Annotated in this window: 15 protein-coding genes; 10 read left to right on the forward strand and 5 right to left on the reverse strand. The window is 68.1% G+C overall.

Translation table 11 applies throughout. The features are described 5' to 3' along the window. The first annotated feature begins 8 nt into the window (after window positions 1-8). From GPX89_RS11340 to GPX89_RS11350, 3 genes are all read left to right on the forward strand, one after another. Entirely contained in the window at window positions 9-1,022 is a 1,014-nt protein-coding gene (locus GPX89_RS11340; protein WP_328601719.1) for an Rv2578c family radical SAM protein, read from the forward strand. A 106-nt stretch (window positions 1,023-1,128) separates the two neighbouring features. Then, on the forward strand, window positions 1,129-3,114 hold the full coding sequence (locus tag GPX89_RS11345) for a 2-oxoacid:acceptor oxidoreductase subunit alpha (protein ID WP_235947077.1): 1,986 nt from the start codon (window positions 1,129-1,131) through the stop codon (window positions 3,112-3,114). Further along, window positions 3,114-4,193 (forward strand): 2-oxoacid:ferredoxin oxidoreductase subunit beta, encoded by a 1,080-nt coding sequence (locus GPX89_RS11350; protein WP_157387462.1) that lies wholly within the window; start codon window positions 3,114-3,116, stop codon window positions 4,191-4,193. The genes GPX89_RS11345 and GPX89_RS11350 overlap by 1 nt, the downstream gene beginning before the upstream one ends. Before the next feature lie 10 nt (window positions 4,194-4,203). Here the strand turns inward: GPX89_RS11350 and GPX89_RS11355 are convergent, their stop codons facing one another. Then, the gene (locus GPX89_RS11355) at window positions 4,204-4,674 is read right to left on the reverse strand and encodes a hypothetical protein (RefSeq protein WP_157387463.1); all 471 of its coding nucleotides are present in this window, start codon (window positions 4,672-4,674) and stop codon (window positions 4,204-4,206) included. A gap of 423 nt (window positions 4,675-5,097) precedes the next feature. Then, complete coding sequence (gene ypfJ / locus GPX89_RS11360) at window positions 5,098-6,021, reverse strand: KPN_02809 family neutral zinc metallopeptidase (protein ID WP_157387464.1); 924 nt, start codon at window positions 6,019-6,021, stop codon at window positions 5,098-5,100. Window positions 6,022-6,141: 120 nt separating this feature from the next. On the opposite strand from ypfJ, the gene aspS reads away from it, so the two are divergent. Further along, on the forward strand, window positions 6,142-7,935 hold the full coding sequence (aspS, locus tag GPX89_RS11365; RefSeq protein WP_328601720.1) for an aspartate--tRNA ligase: 1,794 nt from the start codon (window positions 6,142-6,144) through the stop codon (window positions 7,933-7,935). Between the two features lie 69 nt (window positions 7,936-8,004). Here aspS and GPX89_RS11370 read toward each other — a convergent pair whose 3' ends face one another. Beyond that, a complete protein-coding gene (locus GPX89_RS11370; RefSeq protein ID WP_157387466.1) occupies window positions 8,005-9,066 on the reverse strand; it encodes a DUF2189 domain-containing protein in 1,062 nt (353 codons plus the stop codon). A gap of 195 nt (window positions 9,067-9,261) precedes the next feature. Here GPX89_RS11370 and GPX89_RS11375 point away from each other — a divergent pair, with 195 nt between their 5' ends. Both GPX89_RS11375 and GPX89_RS11380 read left to right on the forward strand, forming a co-directional pair. Further along, window positions 9,262-10,431 carry a phosphotransferase family protein gene (locus GPX89_RS11375; protein ID WP_157387467.1) on the forward strand — a complete coding sequence of 390 codons (1,170 nt, stop codon included), beginning with the start codon at window positions 9,262-9,264 and terminating at the stop codon, window positions 10,429-10,431. A 96-nt stretch (window positions 10,432-10,527) separates the two neighbouring features. Further along, window positions 10,528-11,886, forward strand: coding sequence for a replication-associated recombination protein A (locus GPX89_RS11380; protein ID WP_407939375.1), 1,359 nt, complete (start codon window positions 10,528-10,530; stop codon window positions 11,884-11,886). Between the two features lie 89 nt (window positions 11,887-11,975). On the opposite strand, the gene GPX89_RS11385 is transcribed toward GPX89_RS11380, so the two are convergent. Then, window positions 11,976-12,635, reverse strand: a complete 660-nt coding sequence (locus GPX89_RS11385; protein ID WP_328601721.1) for a CatB-related O-acetyltransferase — start codon at window positions 12,633-12,635, stop codon at window positions 11,976-11,978. A gap of 71 nt (window positions 12,636-12,706) precedes the next feature. Between GPX89_RS11385 and alaS the strand changes: the two genes are divergently transcribed. From alaS to GPX89_RS11405, 4 genes are read left to right on the forward strand one after another with little or no spacing between them, the layout of a single operon-like run. After that, window positions 12,707-15,373, forward strand: coding sequence for an alanine--tRNA ligase (gene alaS / locus GPX89_RS11390; protein ID WP_328601722.1), 2,667 nt, complete (start codon window positions 12,707-12,709; stop codon window positions 15,371-15,373). After that, complete coding sequence (gene ruvX / locus GPX89_RS11395) at window positions 15,374-15,991, forward strand: Holliday junction resolvase RuvX (protein ID WP_157387469.1); 618 nt, start codon at window positions 15,374-15,376, stop codon at window positions 15,989-15,991. After that, window positions 15,988-17,472, forward strand: coding sequence for an endolytic transglycosylase MltG (locus GPX89_RS44490; RefSeq protein WP_157387470.1), 1,485 nt, complete (start codon window positions 15,988-15,990; stop codon window positions 17,470-17,472). The genes ruvX and GPX89_RS44490 overlap by 4 nt, the downstream gene beginning before the upstream one ends. Continuing rightward, on the forward strand, window positions 17,447-18,271 hold the full coding sequence (locus GPX89_RS11405) for a shikimate dehydrogenase (protein ID WP_328601723.1): 825 nt from the start codon (window positions 17,447-17,449) through the stop codon (window positions 18,269-18,271). Before GPX89_RS44490 ends, GPX89_RS11405 begins: the two co-directional genes overlap by 26 nt. Here GPX89_RS11405 and GPX89_RS11410 read toward each other — a convergent pair. Further along, window positions 18,260-18,718, reverse strand: a complete 459-nt coding sequence (locus tag GPX89_RS11410; protein ID WP_157387472.1) for a DUF3291 domain-containing protein — start codon at window positions 18,716-18,718, stop codon at window positions 18,260-18,262. The genes GPX89_RS11405 and GPX89_RS11410 overlap by 12 nt on opposite strands. Between the last annotated feature and the right edge of the window lie 2 nt (window positions 18,719-18,720).

The raw sequence follows: 18,720 nt of genomic DNA on the forward strand, positions 1-18,720 counted from the left end.
CTGGGGTGGTGCGGTGGCAAAGGCAAACCCTGAACGCCGATGACGGCGCGCTCCCCGGGCTCGAACGTGCGGGCTTCGTACGCAGCGTACAGACGCCCGAGTTCGAGGGCATCACGTTTCACGAGGTGCTCTGCAAGAGCGCACTGAACCGGGTGCCCGACTCGAATCTGCCCTTCAGCTGGACCATCAACCCCATGCGCGGGTGCTCGCACGCGTGCCGCTACTGCTTCGCCCGCGGCTCGCACGAATACCTCGACCTCGACGCGGGAGCCGATTTCGACTCCCAGATCGTGGTCAAGACCAATGTGGTCCCGGTGCTGCGGCGCGAACTGCACAAGCGGTCGTGGCGCCGGGAATCGGTTGCGCTGGGCACGAATACCGATCCGTACCAGCGCGCCGAGGGGCGCTACCGGCTGATGCCGGGCATCATCAGCGCGCTCACCGAATCCGGCACCGGGTTCTCCATTCTCACCAAGGGCACACTGTTGCGGCGGGATCTGTCGCTGCTCACCTCCGCCGCCGGGCAGGTGCCGGTGCATCTCGCGGTGTCCATCGCGATTCTCGACGAGGACCTGCACAAGGGACTCGAACCCGGCACCCCCTCGCCGCGCGCGCGGCTGGAGTTGGTGCGGGCGCTGACCGAGGCCGGGTTCGCGGTGAATGTCATGGTGGCCCCGGTCATTCCGTACCTCACCGACTCGAACGCCCACCTGGACGAGCTCTTCGGCGCCATCGCCGAGGCGGGGGCCGCGGGCGTCACGGCGTTTCCCATGCACTTGCGCGGGTCCACGCGCGGATGGTTCCTCAACTGGCTGGCCGAAGCGCACCCGGCGCTGCTGCGGCGCTACCGGCAACTGTATGGTCGTGGAGCTTCGGTCACACCGGAGTATTCTGCGTGGCTACGCGGCCGAATCGAGCCGTTGCTGGAAAAACACCGTTTGAACCGCGAACGGCAGGCCGAACCCGAGGTCCGCGCCGCCGAATCGCACACGCCCGATACCCAGCTGGCGTTGTTCGCCTGACGCCGGTTCTTTGATCGAAACCATTGCGCTTCACGGGTGTGTCGCGAATATTGCGGAGTAGTTTGGCGTTGGTACCTCACACCTGACTAGGAAGTGATGCACGCGCATGGCTCAGTTCGAAGATTCCGTGCAGCATGACGACGGTCGGCCGGTTGCGCCCGAGAACGGTAGCGCCACCGGCAAATTGGCGGTCGAGAAACTGGAACGGGTCGTCATCCGATTCGCGGGCGACTCCGGGGACGGCATGCAGCTCACCGGTGACCGGTTCACCCACGAGGCGGCCGCATTCGGCAATGACCTTGCCACCCAACCGAACTTCCCCGCCGAGATCCGCGCACCTCAGGGCACCTTGCCCGGTGTGTCGTCGTTCCAGATCCAGATCGCGGACTACGACATCCTCACCGCGGGCGACCAGCCGGACGTACTGGTCGCCATGAATCCCGCTGCGCTGAAGGCGAATCTGGAGGATTTGGCCCGCGGGGCGACGGTGATCGTGAATACTGACGAATTCACCAAACGCAATCTGGCCAAGGTCGGCTATACCGCTGATCCGCTCACCGATGACACGCTGACCGATTTCGTGGTGCACCGGGTGCCCATGACTTCGCTGACCCTCGGTGCGACCGAACCGACCGGTGTGGGTAAAAAGGATGGGCAACGCGCGAAGAACATGTTCGCGCTCGGCTTGCTGTCGTGGATGTACGGGCGGCCCATCGGCGGCACCGAACAGTTCATGCGGGAGAAATTCGCCGCCACACCGGAAATCGCCGAAGCAAATATCCTCGCATTTCGGGCAGGCTGGAATTATGGCGAAACCACCGAGGCCTTCGCCAGCACCTACGAGATCGCTCCCGCGACGCTGCCGCCCGGCACCTACCGGCAGATCACCGGCAATACCGCGCTCGCCTACGGGATCGTCACCGCCGGGCAGCTGGCGGGACTGCCCGTGTTCCTGGGCACCTACCCGATCACCCCGGCCTCGGACATCCTGCACGAGCTGAGCAAGCACAAGAACTTCGGCGTCACCACCTTCCAGGCCGAGGACGAGATCGCGGGCATCGGCGCGGCGCTCGGCGCGTCCCTGGGCGGCGCGCTCGGGGTGACCAGTACGTCCGGTCCCGGCCTGGCGCTCAAGAGCGAGACCATCGGCCTCGCGGTCATGACCGAGCTGCCGCTGGTGATCATCGACGTGCAGCGCGGCGGGCCGTCCACCGGTCTGCCCACCAAGACCGAGCAGGCCGATCTGCTGCAGGCGCTCTACGGGCGCAACGGCGAATCGCCCGTGGCGGTCGTCGCGCCGCGCTCACCGGCCGACTGCTTCGACGCCGCGGTCGAGGCGGCGCGCATCGCGCTCACCTACCGCACACCGGTGCTGCTGCTGTCGGACGGCGCCATCGCCAACGGCTCGGAGCCGTGGGCGATTCCGCGGGTGTCCGAGCTGGCGCCGATCGATCCGGGCTTCGAACCCGCTGGGGCGGAGGGGGACTCGTTCCAGCCCTACGCCCGCGATCCGGAGACCCTGGCCCGGCCGCTGGCGCTGCCCGGCACCGTCGGCCGCGCCCACCGCATCGGCGGGCTCGAAAAGGCCGACGGCAGCGGCAATATCTCCTACGAACCGGCCAACCACGAACTGATGGTGCGGATCCGGCAGGCCAAGATCGACGGCATCGCGGTGCCCGACCTCGAGGTGGACGATCCCGGCGACCGCGCCGAACTGCTGCTCATCGGCTGGGGCAGCTCCTACGGGCCGATCGGCGAGGCGTGCCGGCGGGCGCGGCGGCGCGGGGTGCCGGTGGCGCAGGCGCACTTGCGGCATCTGAATCCGTTGCCCGCCAACCTCGGTGACGTGCTGGGCCGCTACCGCACCGTGGTGTGCCCGGAAATGAACGGCGGCCAGCTGGCCATGCTGCTGCGCGCCCGCTACCTGGTCGATGTGCAGCCGTGGACCAAGGTCGCCGGCACCGCTTTCCAGGCGCAGGAACTGGTCGGTGTCATCGACGCGGCCCTGGACGGTTCCATCGCGGAGATGGAGCAGGCCAAGGCCTTCGCCGCCCGCGCGCGGGCGACCTACCGCACTACAGGGGGTAAGTAATGACGATCCTCGAGAACCCGCTCGTGGGAACCGATCTCGGGCTCACCGGGCTGTCCGGCGTGCCCACCGCCGCCGGGCCGCAGAAGGCCAAGGACTACACCTCCGATCAGGAGGTGCGCTGGTGCCCGGGGTGCGGCGACTACGTCATCCTCGCCACCGTGCGCGGATTCCTCGCCGATCTCGGTCTCAAACGCGAGAACCTGATGTTCGTCTCGGGCATCGGCTGCTCGAGTCGTTTCCCGTATTACCTGGAGGCGTACGGGATTCACTCGATCCACGGTCGCGCCCCGGCGATCGCCACCGGCATGGCGGTGACCCGTCCCGACCTGTCGGTCTGGGTGGTGACCGGTGACGGCGACGCGCTGTCCATCGGCGGCAACCACCTGATCCACGCCCTGCGCCGCAATGTGAACATGACGATCCTGTTGTTCAACAACCGGATCTACGGTTTGACGAAGGGTCAATACTCACCGACCTCGGAGACCGGCAAGGTCACGAAGTCCACCCCGATGGGCTCGGTCGACCACCCGTTCAACACCTTGTCGGTGGCCCTCGGGGCCGAAGCCACCTTCGCCGCACGGGCCTTGGACTCCGACCGCGCCGGGCTGACCGAGGTGCTGCGCGCCGCCGCCGAGCACCGCGGCACCTCCTTCGTCGAGATCCTGCAGGACTGCCCGATCTTCAATGACGGCTCCTTCGACGCCCTGCGCCGCGAGAACGCCGAATCCCACCTCATCCGGCTGCGCCACGGCGAGCCGGTCCGCTTCGGTGCGGAAGGCGAATTCGCCGTGGTCCGTGACGGTTTCGGCCTGCGGGTGGCCCGCGCCGACAGCGTCGCCGAATCCGACATCGTCATCCACGACGCCTACACCGACCACCCCGAATACGCCTACGCCCTGTCACGCCTGTCCGACCAGGACCTGAGCCATGTGGTGACCGGCATCTTCCGCAGCGTCTCCCGCCCCACCTACGACGACGGCGTCCGAGCCCAGCTCGACACCGCCGCCGAACGCAAACCGGTGAGCGAGAATTCACTGCAGGACCTGCTCACCGGCCGTGAAACCTGGACGGTCGGCTGACTTTTCGCGGTTACGCCGGCACGAAGGCGTTCAGCAAGCGCTGGAACACATCGTCGAAGCGCTTGCGGGACGCCTTCTGCTCGTCGGAGAGCCCGTCGTTGATCTCCGGCCCGTACACGATCAGATGCACATCCTGATCGGGCGCCTGCGGCATGTAATCGATGATGGACGTGGCCTTGTCCGCGTCCTGCGGCAGGCCCATATCCACCGCCGCCAGCGCCTTGATATCCGCGATCGCCGCCCCCAGCACGTCGGCGGGCACCGTGCCGTTGACCGCCTGTGCCGAACTGTCGGCCCGCTTCACCGCGCGCCCATCCGACTGCACCTCCAACGCCGGACGCAGATCCGTCCGCGTCTGCCACCCCGCGGGAAACGCGGTCAGCGTGAGCAGCGCGATCGACGGCGCGGGCGCCGGATCCGCCGCCCCCAATCCGCCTGCGCCGCTGAGCATTGCCGCGACCATCCCGGTCGCCGCAGCCACCCGCCATCCCCGCCGCGCCAACTCCCGCCGACCGAAAAGTCCTGTCCCACCGGCTCTCTGCATCCCATTCCTCCGAATTCCCTTGCGGGCACCCACCCGCCGCCGCAGATTCTGCCGCCCACCCCCACCCCGCCCCGGGAGCCACGCCGCCGCCCAACCCCACCCCGCCGAGCATCACACCCACGAGGCAAGTCGCCCGCCTATCCACCGAGTGGCACAAATTCGAGGTGTTTCGCCCGTTTTGCCCGAAAGAATGTGCCACTCGACGACTGAAGGTGCGTGCCGGGCGTGAGTCGGGCAGTACGGCGGGAGGTCGTGGCTTTTCTCGCCTCGAGGGGGCTGGGACTGTAGGGCACGTGGCTGGGCCAGCCAGCCCCTCTCTGTGATCTATGCGTCTTTTGTCTTTTCTCTTTCGATCACGCGTCAGCGCAGGGCGGGCGGGTTGGACAGGTCGGCGGCGGAGAAGGTGTCGCAGGACTTGACCTGGCCGGTTTTGTAGCCGGTGAGGAACCACTTCTGGCGTTCGTCCGAGGAGCCGTGGGTCCAGGCTTCGGGGTTCACGCGGCCGGTGGCCGCCTTCTGGATGCGGTCGTCGCCGACCGCGGAGGCGGCGGACAGGGCGTCGCGGACGTCGTTGTCGGTCAACGGCTTCAGGAACGGGGTGCTCGAGCCGGGGGCGGGGAGCTTGTCGGCGTAGTAGGCCCAGACACCCGCGTAGCAGTCGGCCTGGAGTTCGGTGCGGACCGCCCCGGATTGGGGACCCTTGGGGTCGCGCTGGGCGCGGTTGATATCGCCGAGCAGGTTCTGGATGTGGTGACCGAACTCGTGGGCGACCACGTACTCCTGGGCGAGGGGACCGCCGCTGGAGCCGAAGCGGTCGACCAGCTCCTGGAAGAAGCTGGTGTCGATGTAGACGGTCTGGTCGGCGGGGCAGTAGAACGGGCCGACCGCGGAGGAGGCGCGACCGCAGCCGGTGTTCACCGCGCCGGAGAACAGGTTGAGCTTGGGGACCACGTATTTGCGGCTGGTCTGCTTGGGCAGCTCGGTGCCCCAGATGGCGTCGAGGCTCTGGGCGGTGAGGATGACCCGGCAGTCGACGTACTTGTTGGCGTCCGCGCCGGTCTTGCAGTGGGTCGGCAGCGTCGTGGCGTTCGAACCGGAGTTGGAGTCCGCGCCCGTGAACTGGCCGAGGATGCTGCCCGGATCTCCGCCGAAGATCAGCGCCGCGATCACCGCGATGATGCCGATCGCACCGCCGCCGAGAACCATTCCACCGCCCATGCCCGGTCCGCCACCACCGCCACTGGCCCGGTTGGGGTCGATTTGCAGGCCCTCGTTGAAGGTCATGGCTATCACTGTGACACGGGCGAGTCGATATCGGTTTCCACTCGCTGAACGTGTCTCTCTACGATGGGTCTGCACCCGGTCACATCTCACTGGTGCTACGAGTCCGTCGAAAGGAATCCCGTGCTGCGCACCCACTTGGCTGGTTCGCTGCGAAGCGAGCACGCCGGTCAGACCGTCACCCTCACCGGATGGGTGGCCCGGCGGCGAGACCACGGTGGCGTGATCTTCATCGATCTGCGCGATGCGTCGGGTGTTGCCCAGGCCGTCTTCCGTGAAGGCGAGCCGGCGGAGGCCGCCCACAAGCTGCGCAACGAGTTCGTCGTGAAGGTCACCGGAGTGGTCGAGAACCGACCGGCCGGCAGCGAGAACCCGAATCTGCCCACGGGCGCCATCGAGGTCAATGTGACCGAACTCGAGGTGCTCAACGAGGCCGCGCCGCTGCCCTTCCAGCTCGACGACGAGCCCGGCGAGGAAGCCCGCCTCAAGTACCGCTACCTGGACCTGCGCCGCGAGGGCCCGGCCCACGCGATCCGCCTGCGCTCCAAGGTGAACGCCGCGGCCCGCGACGTGCTCGCCAAGCATGCCTTCGTCGAGGTCGAGACCCCGACCATGACCCGCTCCACCCCCGAGGGCGCGCGCGACTTCCTGGTTCCGGCGCGTCTGCAGCCGGGCAAGTTCTACGCGCTGCCGCAGTCGCCGCAGCTGTTCAAGCAGCTGCTCATGGTCGGCGGCATCGAGCGCTACTACCAGATCGCGCGCTGCTACCGCGACGAGGACTTCCGCGCCGACCGCCAGCCCGAGTTCACCCAGCTCGACATCGAGATGAGCTTCGTCGAGCAGGAAGACGTCATCCTGCTGGCCGAGGACATCCTGGCCGCGCTGTGGAAGCTGGTCGGCTACGAGATCCCGACCCCGATCCCGCACATGACCTACGCGGAGTCGATGCGCCGCTACGGTTCCGACAAGCCGGACCTGCGGTTCGAGGTCGAGATCACCGAGATGATGGAGTACTTCAAGGACACGGAGTTCCGTGTCTTCCAGGCCCCCTACGTCGGTGCGGTCGTCATGCCGGGCGGGGCCTCGCAGCCGCGTCGCCAGTTCGACGCCTGGCAGGAGTGGGCCAAGCAGCGCGGCGCGAAGGGCCTGGCCTATATCACCTTCGGTGAGGACGGCACCCTCGGCGGCCCGGTCGCCAAGAACCTGACCGACGCCGAGCGCGAGGGCCTGGCCAAGCAGGTCGGCGCGAACCCGGGCGACTGCGTCTTCTTCGCCGCCGGCGAGCAGAAGTCCAGCCGCGCGCTGCTGGGCGCGGCCCGCGGTGAGATCGCCCGCCGCTGCGGCCTCATCGACGAGAACGCCTGGGCCTTCGTCTGGATCGTGGACGCCCCGATGTTCGAGCCCGCCGCCGACGCCACCGCCAGCGGTGATGTGGCGCTGGGTCATTCGGCCTGGACCGCGGTGCACCACGCGTTCACCTCGCCCAAGCCCGAGCACCTGGCCACCTTCGACACCGACCCGGGCGCGGCGCTGGCCTACGCCTACGACATCGTCTGCAACGGCAACGAGATCGGCGGCGGTTCGATCCGTATCCACCGCCGCGACGTGCAGGAGCGGGTGTTCAAGGTGATGGGCATCGGCGAGGAGGAGGCCCAGGACAAGTTCGGCTTCCTGCTCGACGCCTTCTCCTTCGGCGCCCCGCCCATGGGCGGCATCGCCTTCGGCTGGGACCGCATCACCGCGCTGCTGGCCGGCGTGGACTCGATCCGCGAGGTCATCGCCTTCCCGAAGTCGGGCGGCGGCGTCGACCCGCTGACCGACGCGCCGACCCCGATCACGCTGCAGCAGCGTCAGGAAGCCGGGCTCAACGCCAAGCTCGACGCGAACGGCAACCCGGTCAAGGAAGACGGCAAGTAGGGGATACGCCCGAAAAGCGCCGCGCCCCCGGTCTCGTGGAGACCGGGGGCGCAGCCGTTCGTCGTGGTATCAGACCGGAACGACCAGTCGGCCGGTCAGGGTGCGGTAGGCGTAGGTGGTCGCGATGGCGGTCACCGGACCGGCGATCAGCAGACCGAGTCCGCAGAACAGCACGCCGATCGTGGTGATGATGAGCACCGCCAGCGCCAGCAGCGTCACGTGCAGGGCGTTGGCGATCACCAGCCGGGCGCTGGAAACGATTGCGGCGACCGGATTCTGGTCCTGATCGATCACGAAGTGCAGCGCGAACATGCACAGCACGCCCACGATCACCGCCGGGAAGACGCACGCCATCGCGGCCACGAAGCAGGCCGCGAACACGATGAGCGCGGTGATGAGCACATTGCCGGCATTCACGAATCCGAAGAAGGCCGGGAAATCCGGCGGGGTGCCGTCGGTTTCGTAGAGCGCGCCGCGGATCATCGCCGCCTGCAGCAGCCACACCACCAGCGACACCACCGCGAACAGCAGGATGACCGCCGACAGTGACTGCACGTCAACGAGTCTCACCAGCAGTACGACCACCAGCCAGGCGATCAGGCCGATCAGCACCATGCCGACCCAGGGAATGGGATTGAGCCGGAAGCGATCCCAGCCGTAGGTCAGCGTGGCGCCGACATCGAGGCGTTCGCGCGGCGGGACGTACTGCTGTGTCGGGCCGGGTTGACCGGGCGGCGGACCCGAGGGCGGCGGCATCTGTCCCGGCGGGAAACCGCTGGGCGGAGGCGGATTGCCCGGCGGCATCGACCCGGGCGGCTGCTGCTGGGGCGGCAGGTTGCCGCCGTAGCCAGGAGGTGGCAGCGGCGCGCCCGACTGCGGGGTCAGTGGTGGCGGGGGCTCGACGGGTTCGCTGCCATACTGTGCGGCGCCGGGCCCTTCGAATTGCGGATATCCGGCCAGACCGGGCAACTGGTGCCGGCTGGGCGGCGGGCCGGACTCGGATGCGCCGGAATACGGTGCGGGCTCGGGGTTTTGATGCTGGCCGGTGTGCGGCGGATACTGTTCACCGCCCCCTGCGCCGGGACGGTCGCCGGAGGGGCCATACGGTGCTGAGGGCGGCGTGCCAGTCATGGTCGCAAGCCTTTCACATTTCCCGGTTTACGGTGTGGCGCACAGCAAGTGACCATGAGACAACTAGACCCTTCTGGTTGTGTCAAGCAACCAGCGCCGCGTGGGCAAACCCTTCACAAAGACACGCCGTCCGACGCGCGAAAGGTTGCGTAACCGCTCGCTGAAAGTGACCTGACGGGAGTAACTTGGGTTCCGATGACCGCACTATTGGCCGAACGCGCCGCCGAAGTCGTGTCCGCGGCACAACAGTTGCTCACAAAGCGAATGGGTGCTCCGGTAAAGCTGAGCGATCCGATGGAACTCAGCGGCAGTGGTAGGACGACGGTTCTCCGCGTCCGTGTTGCGGAGAACGCATTTTCACTACCGCGCACACTCATTGTGAAGCAGGTTGCGGGCGGGTCTGATCAGCGACGCACCGGTGGCATGGCCCCCGGTGTCGCCAGCATCGATTCCGCATTCCTGCGCGAGGCAGTGTCCTACCAATTCACCACCGCCCTCGGCCGTGACCATCGGCCCGGCGCCTACCTGCTCGGCTACAGCCTGCCCGAGCGCCTGCTCATTCTCAGCGACCTCGGCGAGAACACCTCGCTCACCGCGGTCCTGCAGTCGGGCGCCGAACCCGCCGGGCGCAATGCGCTCATGGCTTTCGCGCAGGCACTGGGCCGCATGCACGCCGCGACCGTGGGCCGCGAGGCCGACTTCGTCGCCCTGCTACGCCGGGTGGACGTGGTGCACCGGGTGGACGGCATCGCCCAGCAGGCCGAATCCGCGGTCGCCGAGGTGCCGATCATGCTGCAGCGGGAGATGGGCATCGAGGTGCCCGGCGAGATCGCCGAACGCATCGTGCGCGGCAACCGCCTGTTCTCGGCCGGCCGCTACCGCGCCTTCAGCCCCTCGGACCTGTGCCCCGACAACGTCATCCTCAATGACGAGGGCGCGCGCTTCCTCGACTACGAGTGGGGCGGGTTCCGCGACGCCACCCTCGACATCGCCTACGCCCTGGTCTCCTTCCCGGGCTGCCTGTGCGATTTCGAGCTGTCGCGCGAACGCGCCCGCCAGATGGTCGAAGCCTGGCGCTCCGAAGTGGTGGCCGTGTGGCCCGCCCTCGCCGACGACAACGTTCTCGCCGAACGCATCCTCGAGGCCCGCCTCATCTGGGTGTGGCTCTCGACCTACTGGTTCCTGCCCGCCGACCACGCCCGCATCGCCGCGGCCCGCGAGCACGGCCTGTCGATTCCGCGCTCGGCCGCGCTGATCAACCGCTGGGCCGCCCTCGCCGAGGACGCCCGCTGCACCGGCGACGACACCCTCGGCGACTTCGCCGAACACGTCTCGGCGACACTCGAAGAACACTGGGAGGAGTGATCCTCCGCGAGGTGCGGGCCGGAATCCGAGGGTGAGATTCCGGCCCGTGCCGCTGTGTGGCCGAATGTGTCGGGGCCGCTCGGTAGGGTCGTGGGCGTGAGTGATGGGCTGTTCGATGCGCCGGGCACGCAGGCCGTAGCCGACGAGTTCGAGGCGAGTGCTGCGCGCATCCCGAGTGGAGATGACCGGTTTGCGCCGCTGGCCGTGCGCATGCGTCCGCGCACCCTCGACGAGGTGATCGGGCAGCAGCATCTACTCGGGCCGGGGTCACCCCTACGCCGGTTGATCGAGGGGTCGGGGGCGGCGTCGGTGCTGCTGTACGGGCCGCCGGGAACCGGGAAGACCACGCTGGCCTCGCTGCTCTCGCGGGCGACCGGGCGGCGGTTCGAGGCGCTCTCGGCACTGTCGGCGGGCGTGAAGGAAGTCCGGGCGGTCATCGATCTGGCGCGGCGGCGACTCACCGCGGGTGAGCAGACCGTGCTGTTCATCGATGAGGTGCACCGGTTTTCGAAGACGCAGCAGGACGCGTTGCTGGCCGCGGTCGAGAACCGGATCGTGCTGCTGGTCGCGGCGACGACCGAGAATCCGTCGTTCTCGGTGGTCTCGCCGCTGCTGTCGCGATCGCTGGTGTTGCAGCTGCAATCGTTGTCCGAGGACGACATTCGCGCGGTGCTGAAGCGGGCCATCGAGGATCCACGGGGTTTGGCGGGGGAGTACAAGGTCACCGACGCGGCGCTCGATCACATCGTGCGGATCGCGGGCGGGGACGCGCGGCGCTCGCTGACTGCGCTGGAGGCGTCGGCGGAATCGTCGTTGGACGGCACCGTCGATGTGGAGCTGGTCGAGGCGAGTGTCGACAAGGCCGCGGTGCGCTACGACCGGGCCGGGGATCAGCACTACGACGTGATCAGCGCATTCATCAAGTCACTGCGCGGTTCCGACGTCGACGCCGCGCTCCACTATCTCGCGCGCATGATCAGTGCCGGTGAGGATCCGCGATTCATCGCCCGCCGCTTGATGATCCAGGCCAGCGAGGAAGTCGGCATGGCCGACCCGATGGCTTTGCAGACCGCGGTCGCCGCGGCCCAGGTGGTGCAGCTGGTCGGCATGCCCGAGGCGCAGCTGGCGTTGACACAGGCCACGATTCACATTGCCACCGCGCCGAAATCGGGTTCGGTGCCGAAGAGTCTGGGCGCCGCCATGGCGGATGTGCGCGCGGGCAAGGCGGGCGCGGTGCCCGCGCATCTGCGCGACGGCCACTACGCGGGCGCGGCGGCGCTGGGCAACGCGCAGGGCTACAAGTACCCGCACGATCATCCCGATGGTGTGCTGGCCCAGCAATATCCGCCGGACCAGCTGGTCGGCACCGACTACTACGTGCCGACCGACCACGGTTACGAACGCGAAGTCGGTCCCCGCGTCACCAAACTCCGCCGGATCGTCCGGGGCAAATAACGCCGCCTGCGCATTTGCGTCACGTGCCGAATTGCATTGCGTGCCAGAACGGGTTGTTCGGCGTAGCGCGAATGCGCCTGCAGCGCTGCTCAGTCCGCGAGCAGCCCGTTGTGGAAGGCGATCTTCTCGATCTCGCCGGGGGTGCCGCCCATGATGGCGCGCACGTTCTCAGTGATGAGTTCGACCGGCCAGTTCCACCAGGCGGCGCGCAGCAGCCGGGCCACATCGGCATCGGAGAAGCGCTGCTTCACCACCTGTGCCGGATTCCCGCCCACGATCGTGTACGGCGGCACGTCGGCGGTGACGACCGCGCCCGTGGCGATGATCGCCCCGTCGCCGATCCTCACGCCCGGCATGATCAGCGTGTTGTAGCCGAACCACACGTCGTTGCCGACCACGGTGTCGCCCTTGGACGGGATCGAGGTGATGATGTCCATCGTCTCCTCGGCCCAGGTGCCGCCGAAGATGGTGAAGGGGAACGTCGACACGCCCGAGGTGGCGTGGTTGGCGCCGGCCATGATGAAGCGGGTGCCGGTGGCGATGGCGCAGTATTTGCCGATGATGAGCTTCTCGGGCCCGAAGGCGTAGAGCACGTTCTCGGATTCGAAGGCCGTCGGCTTTTCCGGATCGTCGAAGTAGGTGTAGTCGCCGACCACGATGTTCGGCGAGGTCACATGCGGTTTCAGGAAGACCGTCCGAGGCGCGTGCGGCAGCGGGAATGGCTGGGATGGGTCCGGGATCACAGTCACCCCGGCGATGGTAGCTATCGCCCGGTGGTGGGTGGAAACGCCCTGGACCGCGACCGGTAGGCTGGATGGTTGTGCAGACCCACGAGATTCGACGGCGCTTCCTGGAGCATTTCGTAAAGGCCGGACATACCGAGGTGCCGAGCGCCTCACTGATCCTGGCCGACCCCAACCTGCTGTTCGTGAACGCGGGCATGGTCCAGTTCGTGCCGTATTTCCTCGGTCAGCAGACCCCGCCGTTCAACACCGCCACCAGCGTGCAGAAGTGCGTGCGCACCGGCGATATCGAGAATGTCGGCGTCACCACCCGCCACAACACCTTCTTCCAGATGGCGGGCAACTTCTCCTTCGGCGACTACTTCAAGCGCGGGGCCATGGAACTGGCCTGGTCGCTGCTCACCAATTCCGTCGAGGACGGCGGCTACGGCTTCGACCCGGAAAAGCTGTGGGTCACCGTCTATCTCGACGACGACGAGGCCGAGCAGATCTGGCGTGAGCTGGGCGTGCCGGACTCCCGCATCCAGCGCCGCGGCATGGCCGACAACTACTGGTCCATGGGCATCCCGGGCCCGTGCGGCCCGTGCTCGGAAATCTACTTCGACCGCGGACCCGAGTACGGCGTCGAGGGCGGCCCCGAGGCCGACGAGGACCGCTACCTCGAGATCTGGAACCTCGTGTTCATGCAGAACGAGCGGGGCGCCGGTCGCGGCAAGGACGACTTCGAGATCCTGGGCCCGCTGCCCAAGAAGAACATCGACACCGGCATGGGCGTCGAGCGTGTCGCGTTCCTGCTGCAGGGCGTCGACAACGTCTACGAGACCGACCTGCTGCGTCCGATCATCAACAAGGCCGAGGAGCTGACCGGCCGCTCCTACGGTGTCGAGCACGCCGACGATGTGCGCTTCCGCGTCATCGCCGACCATGCCCGCACCGCGGCCATGCTGATCGGCGACGGCGTGAACCCCGGCAACGACGGCCGTGGCTACGTGCTGCGTCGCCTGCTGCGCCGCATCGTGCGCTCGGCTCGCCTGCTGGGCGCGGAGAAGCCGGTGATGGGCGAGTTCATCAAGGTCGTCTCCGAGCTGATGGCCCCCTCCTACCCGGAGCTGGCCACCGACTTCAAGCGCATCGAGACCGTCGCGGTCGGTGAGGAAGCCGCGTTCCTCAAGACCCTCAACACCGGCACCAAGCTGTTCGACGAGACCGTCGACGAGGTGAAGGCCAAGGGCAGCAGCAAGATCAGCGGCTCGGACGCGTTCACCCTGCACGACACCTACGGCTTCCCGATCGACCTGACCCTGGAGATGGCCGCCGAGGCGGGCCTGCAGGTCGACGAGGACGGCTTCCGCTCGCTCATGGCCGAGCAGCGCAAGCGGGCCAAGGAGGACGCGCTCTCGCGCAAGCACGCGCACGCCGACCTCACCGTCTACAAGGAGTTCGTGGACCGCGGCGCGACCGAGTTCACCGGCTTCGACGAACTGTCCACCGAGGCAACGGTGCTGGCGCTGATCAAGGACGGCGTCCGGGTGCCGGTCGCGGAGGCCGGGCAGGACGTCGAGGTGATCCTGGACCGCAGCCCGCTCTACGCCGAGTCCGGTGGCCAGATCGCCGACCGCGGTTCGCTGATCTCCTCGCACGGCCTCAAGGTGAAGGTCAACGACGTGCAGAAGATCGCCAAGAAGGTGTGGGTGCACAAGTCCACCGTCGAGGCCGGTCAGCTCACCGAGGGCGACACCGTGCTCGCGCAGGTCGATCCGGCGTGGCGCAAGGGCGCGACCCAGGGCCACTCGGGCACCCACATGGTGCACGCCGCGCTGCGACAGGTGCTGGGCCCCAACGCCGTTCAGGCCGGTTCGCTCAACAAGCCGGGCTACCTGCGCTTCGACTTCAACTGGCAGGGCGCGCTGAGCGACCAGCAGAAGGCCGACATCGAGGCCGTCTCCAACGACGCGGTGGCCGACGACTTCCAGGTCAACACCTTCATCACCGATCTGCCCTCGGCCAAGAAGATGGGCGCGATGGCGCTGTTCGGCGAGAACTACGGCGACGAGGTGCGCGTCGTGGAGATCGGCGGACCGTTCTCCATGGAGCTCTGCGGTGGCACCCACGTGCAGTCCTCGGCGCAGATCGGCCCGATCACCGTGCTCGGCGAATCGTCGGTCGGTTCCGGCATCCGCCGCGTGGAAGCCTTCGTGGGCCTGGACTCCTACAAGTACCTGGCCAAGGAGCGCGCCCTGCTGGCCGGTGTCGCGTCCTCGCTGAAGGTGCCCTCCGAGGAGGTGCCGGGTCGTGTCGAGCAGCTGGTCGAGCGTCTGAAGGTCGCGGAGAAGGAACTCGAGAAGACCAAGATGGCGGCCGTGCTGTCTTCGGCCGGGACCTTCGCCGAGCAGGCTCAGCGTGTGGGCAAGGTGCTGCTGGTGGCGGCCGCGGCGCCGCAGGGCGTGGGCGCGGGTGATCTGCGCACGCTGGCCCAGGACATCAAGGGCCGCTTGGGTTCCGAGCCCGCCATCGTGGTGCTGCTCGGCAATGCCGACGGCAAGGTGCCCTTCGTGGCCGCGGTCACCAAGGCCGCGCAGGATCTGGGCATCAAGGCCGGGGATCTGGTGGCCTCGTTCGGTCCGTCCATCGCGGGTCGCGGCGGCGGTAAGCCGGAGCTGGCCCAGGGCGCGGGTACCGACCCGTCGGGCATCGAGGCGGGTCTGGCCGCGTTGCGTGCGCGGGTCGGCGAGCTCGCCGGATAAATGGGCTCCGACACATCCGACGCACCGGGTCCCGAACGCGGGACCCGGTCCACCACGGATGCCGGATTCGCCCGAATCCCGACCGAGGCCTCCGGGGTCTCGGCCGGGCGCGAATTCGCTTCCGAACGGCCCAGCGCCGAACGGGATCCGGGCCGGGGCCGCCGCCTCGGCATCGATGTGGGTTCGGTCCGCATCGGGGTCGCCTCGAGCGATCCCGACGGCCTGCTCGCCACCCCGGTCGAGACGGTGCCGCGTGCGAAGAAGGTCGCCCCCGGCACTCTCGCGTCCGATTTATCCAGAATTGCCGAACTTGTGCGGGAATACGAGGTCGTCGAGGTGATCGTCGGCCTGCCGCGCACATTGCGCGGGGAGAGCGGGTCTTCCGCTAAGCTGGCGGCCACCTTCGCGGGCCGTTTGCGGAGCCTGATCGCCCCGGTGCCGGTGCGACTTTCCGACGAACGTTTGACTACGGTGTCTGCTGCACGTGCGTTGCGAGACAGTGGAGTTCGCGCACGCGGGCAGCGGCAGGTGATCGATCAGGCCGCCGCCGTGTCGATCCTGCAAGGATGGTTGGACGAACGGAGTGCCCTATTGAAGCCGCGTGGTGAGGACGCATGACCGACCGCTGGACGCGGGCCGAGGAACGCTACCGGCAGAACGCCGAACGGCGTTACCGCCGCGACGATCTGGACTGGTCCGAAGCGGACGATTACGAGGACGACACCACCGTCATCCCCCGCTACGAGGATGAGGGCTACGACGACGCACACTACGAGGGCGACGAGTACGACGACGAGCCCCCGCTCGCGCCGGAACCGCCGCGCCGCAGCGCGCCGCAGCGTGCCGAGCGAGTCGGGCGCCGTGCGGCGGAGAAGCCGACGCGGGGCGGTTCCCGCTCCGGCGGTCGCGGCCAGCGGCCCAAGCGCTCCCGCATGGCCTCGCGAAAGGCGGCCGAGCGCAAGCGGCGTCGGCGCAATCTGTTCGTCATCGCGGGCGTGTTCGCCGTATTGTTCGTCGGCGCAGTCGGATTCGCGGGCTGGAAGTTTCTCGGCAAGCTGAACGGTCCCGAGGACTTCTCCGGTCCGCAGGGTCCGCTCGCGGTCATCCAGATCAAGTCGGGCGACACCTCGACCCAGATCGCGCAGACGATGGCCGACAAGGGCGTCGTCAAGAGCAGCGGAGCGTTCTACGAAGCGGCCGTGCGCAATACGAACATGAACTCCATCCAGCCCGGCTACTACGCCATCCCGAGCCACAGCAAGGGCTCCGAGGCGGTGACCGCGCTGTTCAGCAAGGATGCCCGGGTCGGCAATGTGGTCATCTCCGAGGGCCGCCAGCTGCACGACTCCAACGACGCCAGCACCAACGCGCGCAAGGACGGCATCTACCGCAAGATCGCCGACGCCAGCTGCGTCGGCACCGGCGCCGCCGCCAAATGCGTGACCTACGAACAGCTGGACCAGGCCGGGGCGGGTGACCCGGTCGCCCTGGGCGTCCCGGCGTGGGCGCTGGACCGCGTGAAGGCGGCGCCGGACCGCTCGCGCCAGCTCGAGGGTCTGATCGCCGGCGGCACCATGGATTTCGATCCCACCGCCAGCCCGCTGGACATCCTCAAGCAGCTGGTGTCCCTCAGCGCGCAGAGCTACGAGGCGAGCGGGCTGCTGCAGTCCGGGTCGGCCAACGGTCTCTCGCCCTACGACACGCTGATCGCGGCGTCGCTGGTGGAGCGGGAAGCGCTGCCGCAGGACATGTCCAAGGTGGCGCGGGTCATCGTGAACCGCCTGGCGGCCAAGCAGAAGCTGGAATTCGACTCGACGGTCAACTACACGCTGGCGCAGACCGAGGTCGCCACCACCGACTCCGACCGCAGCCGTCAGACCCCGTGGAACACCTACGCCATGGTCGGACTGCCCGCGACCCCGATCTCCGCGCCGTCGCTGGATGCCATGCGCGCGATGGAGAATCCCGCGCCGGGACCGTGGCTGTACTTCGTCACCGTCGACAAGCAGGGCACCACGTTGTTCACCGACGACTACAAGGAGCACCTGCGCAATATCGAAAAGGCCAGGCAGAGTGGAATCCTCGACAGTGGACGGTAAGCGCAGGGCGGCGGTGCTGGGTAGCCCGATCGCGCATTCGCGCTCACCGCAACTGCATCTGGCGGCCTACCGGGCGCTGGGCCTGGACTGGACCTACGAGCGCATCGAGTGCACCGGCGAGCAGCTGCCCGGGCTGGTGGACGGGCTCGGGCCGGAATGGGTCGGGCTGTCGGTGACCATGCCGGGCAAGGTCGCCGCGCTCGCCTACGCCGACGAGCGGACCGCACGCGCCGAGCTGGTCGGATCGGCGAACACCCTGGTGCGCACCGAGACCGGCTGGCGCGCCGACTGCACCGACGTGGACGGCGTGCGCGGCGCGCTGGAAGGCGCGGGCGTGAAAGAGATCGCGCGAGCCGTCGTGCTGGGCGCCGGCGGCACCGCCCGCCCGGCCCTGCTGGCGCTCGCGGATCTGGGCGCGCACACCGTCACCATCGTGGCCCGCGACCGCCGCCGCGCCGCCGACACCCTCGAATTGGCCGAGCAGCTGGGCATGTCGGCCGAGGTGCTCGATTTCGATCCCGAGGGGCTGCTGTTCGTCTGCTCCGATGTGGACGCCGTGGTCAGCACGGTGCCCGCCGAGGCCGCCGCGGCCGTGGCGGATTCGGTGGCGGTGGCCCCGGTCGTGCTGGACGCCATCTACAACCCCTGGCCGACCCCGCTCGCCGAAGCCGTTGCCCGCGCGGGCAATACCGTCGTGAGCGGTCTCGACATGCTGCTGAACCAGGCCTACGGTCAGGTCGAGCAGTTCACCGGCAAGCCCGCCCCGCGCGCGGAAATGGCCGCGGCGCTACAGGACTGATTCCGGGACCTCGGGCTCGAAGGACTGCCGGAAGGTGAAAGCGTAAGGCGTGGGACCGTTCTCGCGCAGATGGGCCAGGCGGCGCATGGCGTCGTCGAGGGTCGGCAGTTCGCCTTCCGGCAGCCACCACAGCACCGTGAACACCTCGCGCAGCGGGATGAACCATTCCCGGCGGCGGCGCACATAGTCCATGTGGCCGCTGCGATAGACGTAGTCGAACAAGGCTTCTCGCGATTCCCACACGCTCATGTTGACGAGCATGTCGGGGTCGCTGTCGTGTCGTAGCGAGGTGGCGTTGTTGGATTCGCCGTCGACCATGCGCCAGACGAAGCCGGGGGAGGAGTCGGCGACGGCGTTGATCTCGTCGAGGGCGGCGAAGAATTCGGCGACCCGGGGATCGCCTTCGGGGGCGACCATGCGCCCGATATTGAGCTGTGCGAGGTGCATGG

The sequence above is a fragment of the Nocardia terrae genome, from assembly GCF_009760405.1.
In the GTDB taxonomy this organism is placed as follows: Bacteria; Actinomycetota; Actinomycetes; order Mycobacteriales; family Mycobacteriaceae; genus Nocardia; species Nocardia terrae.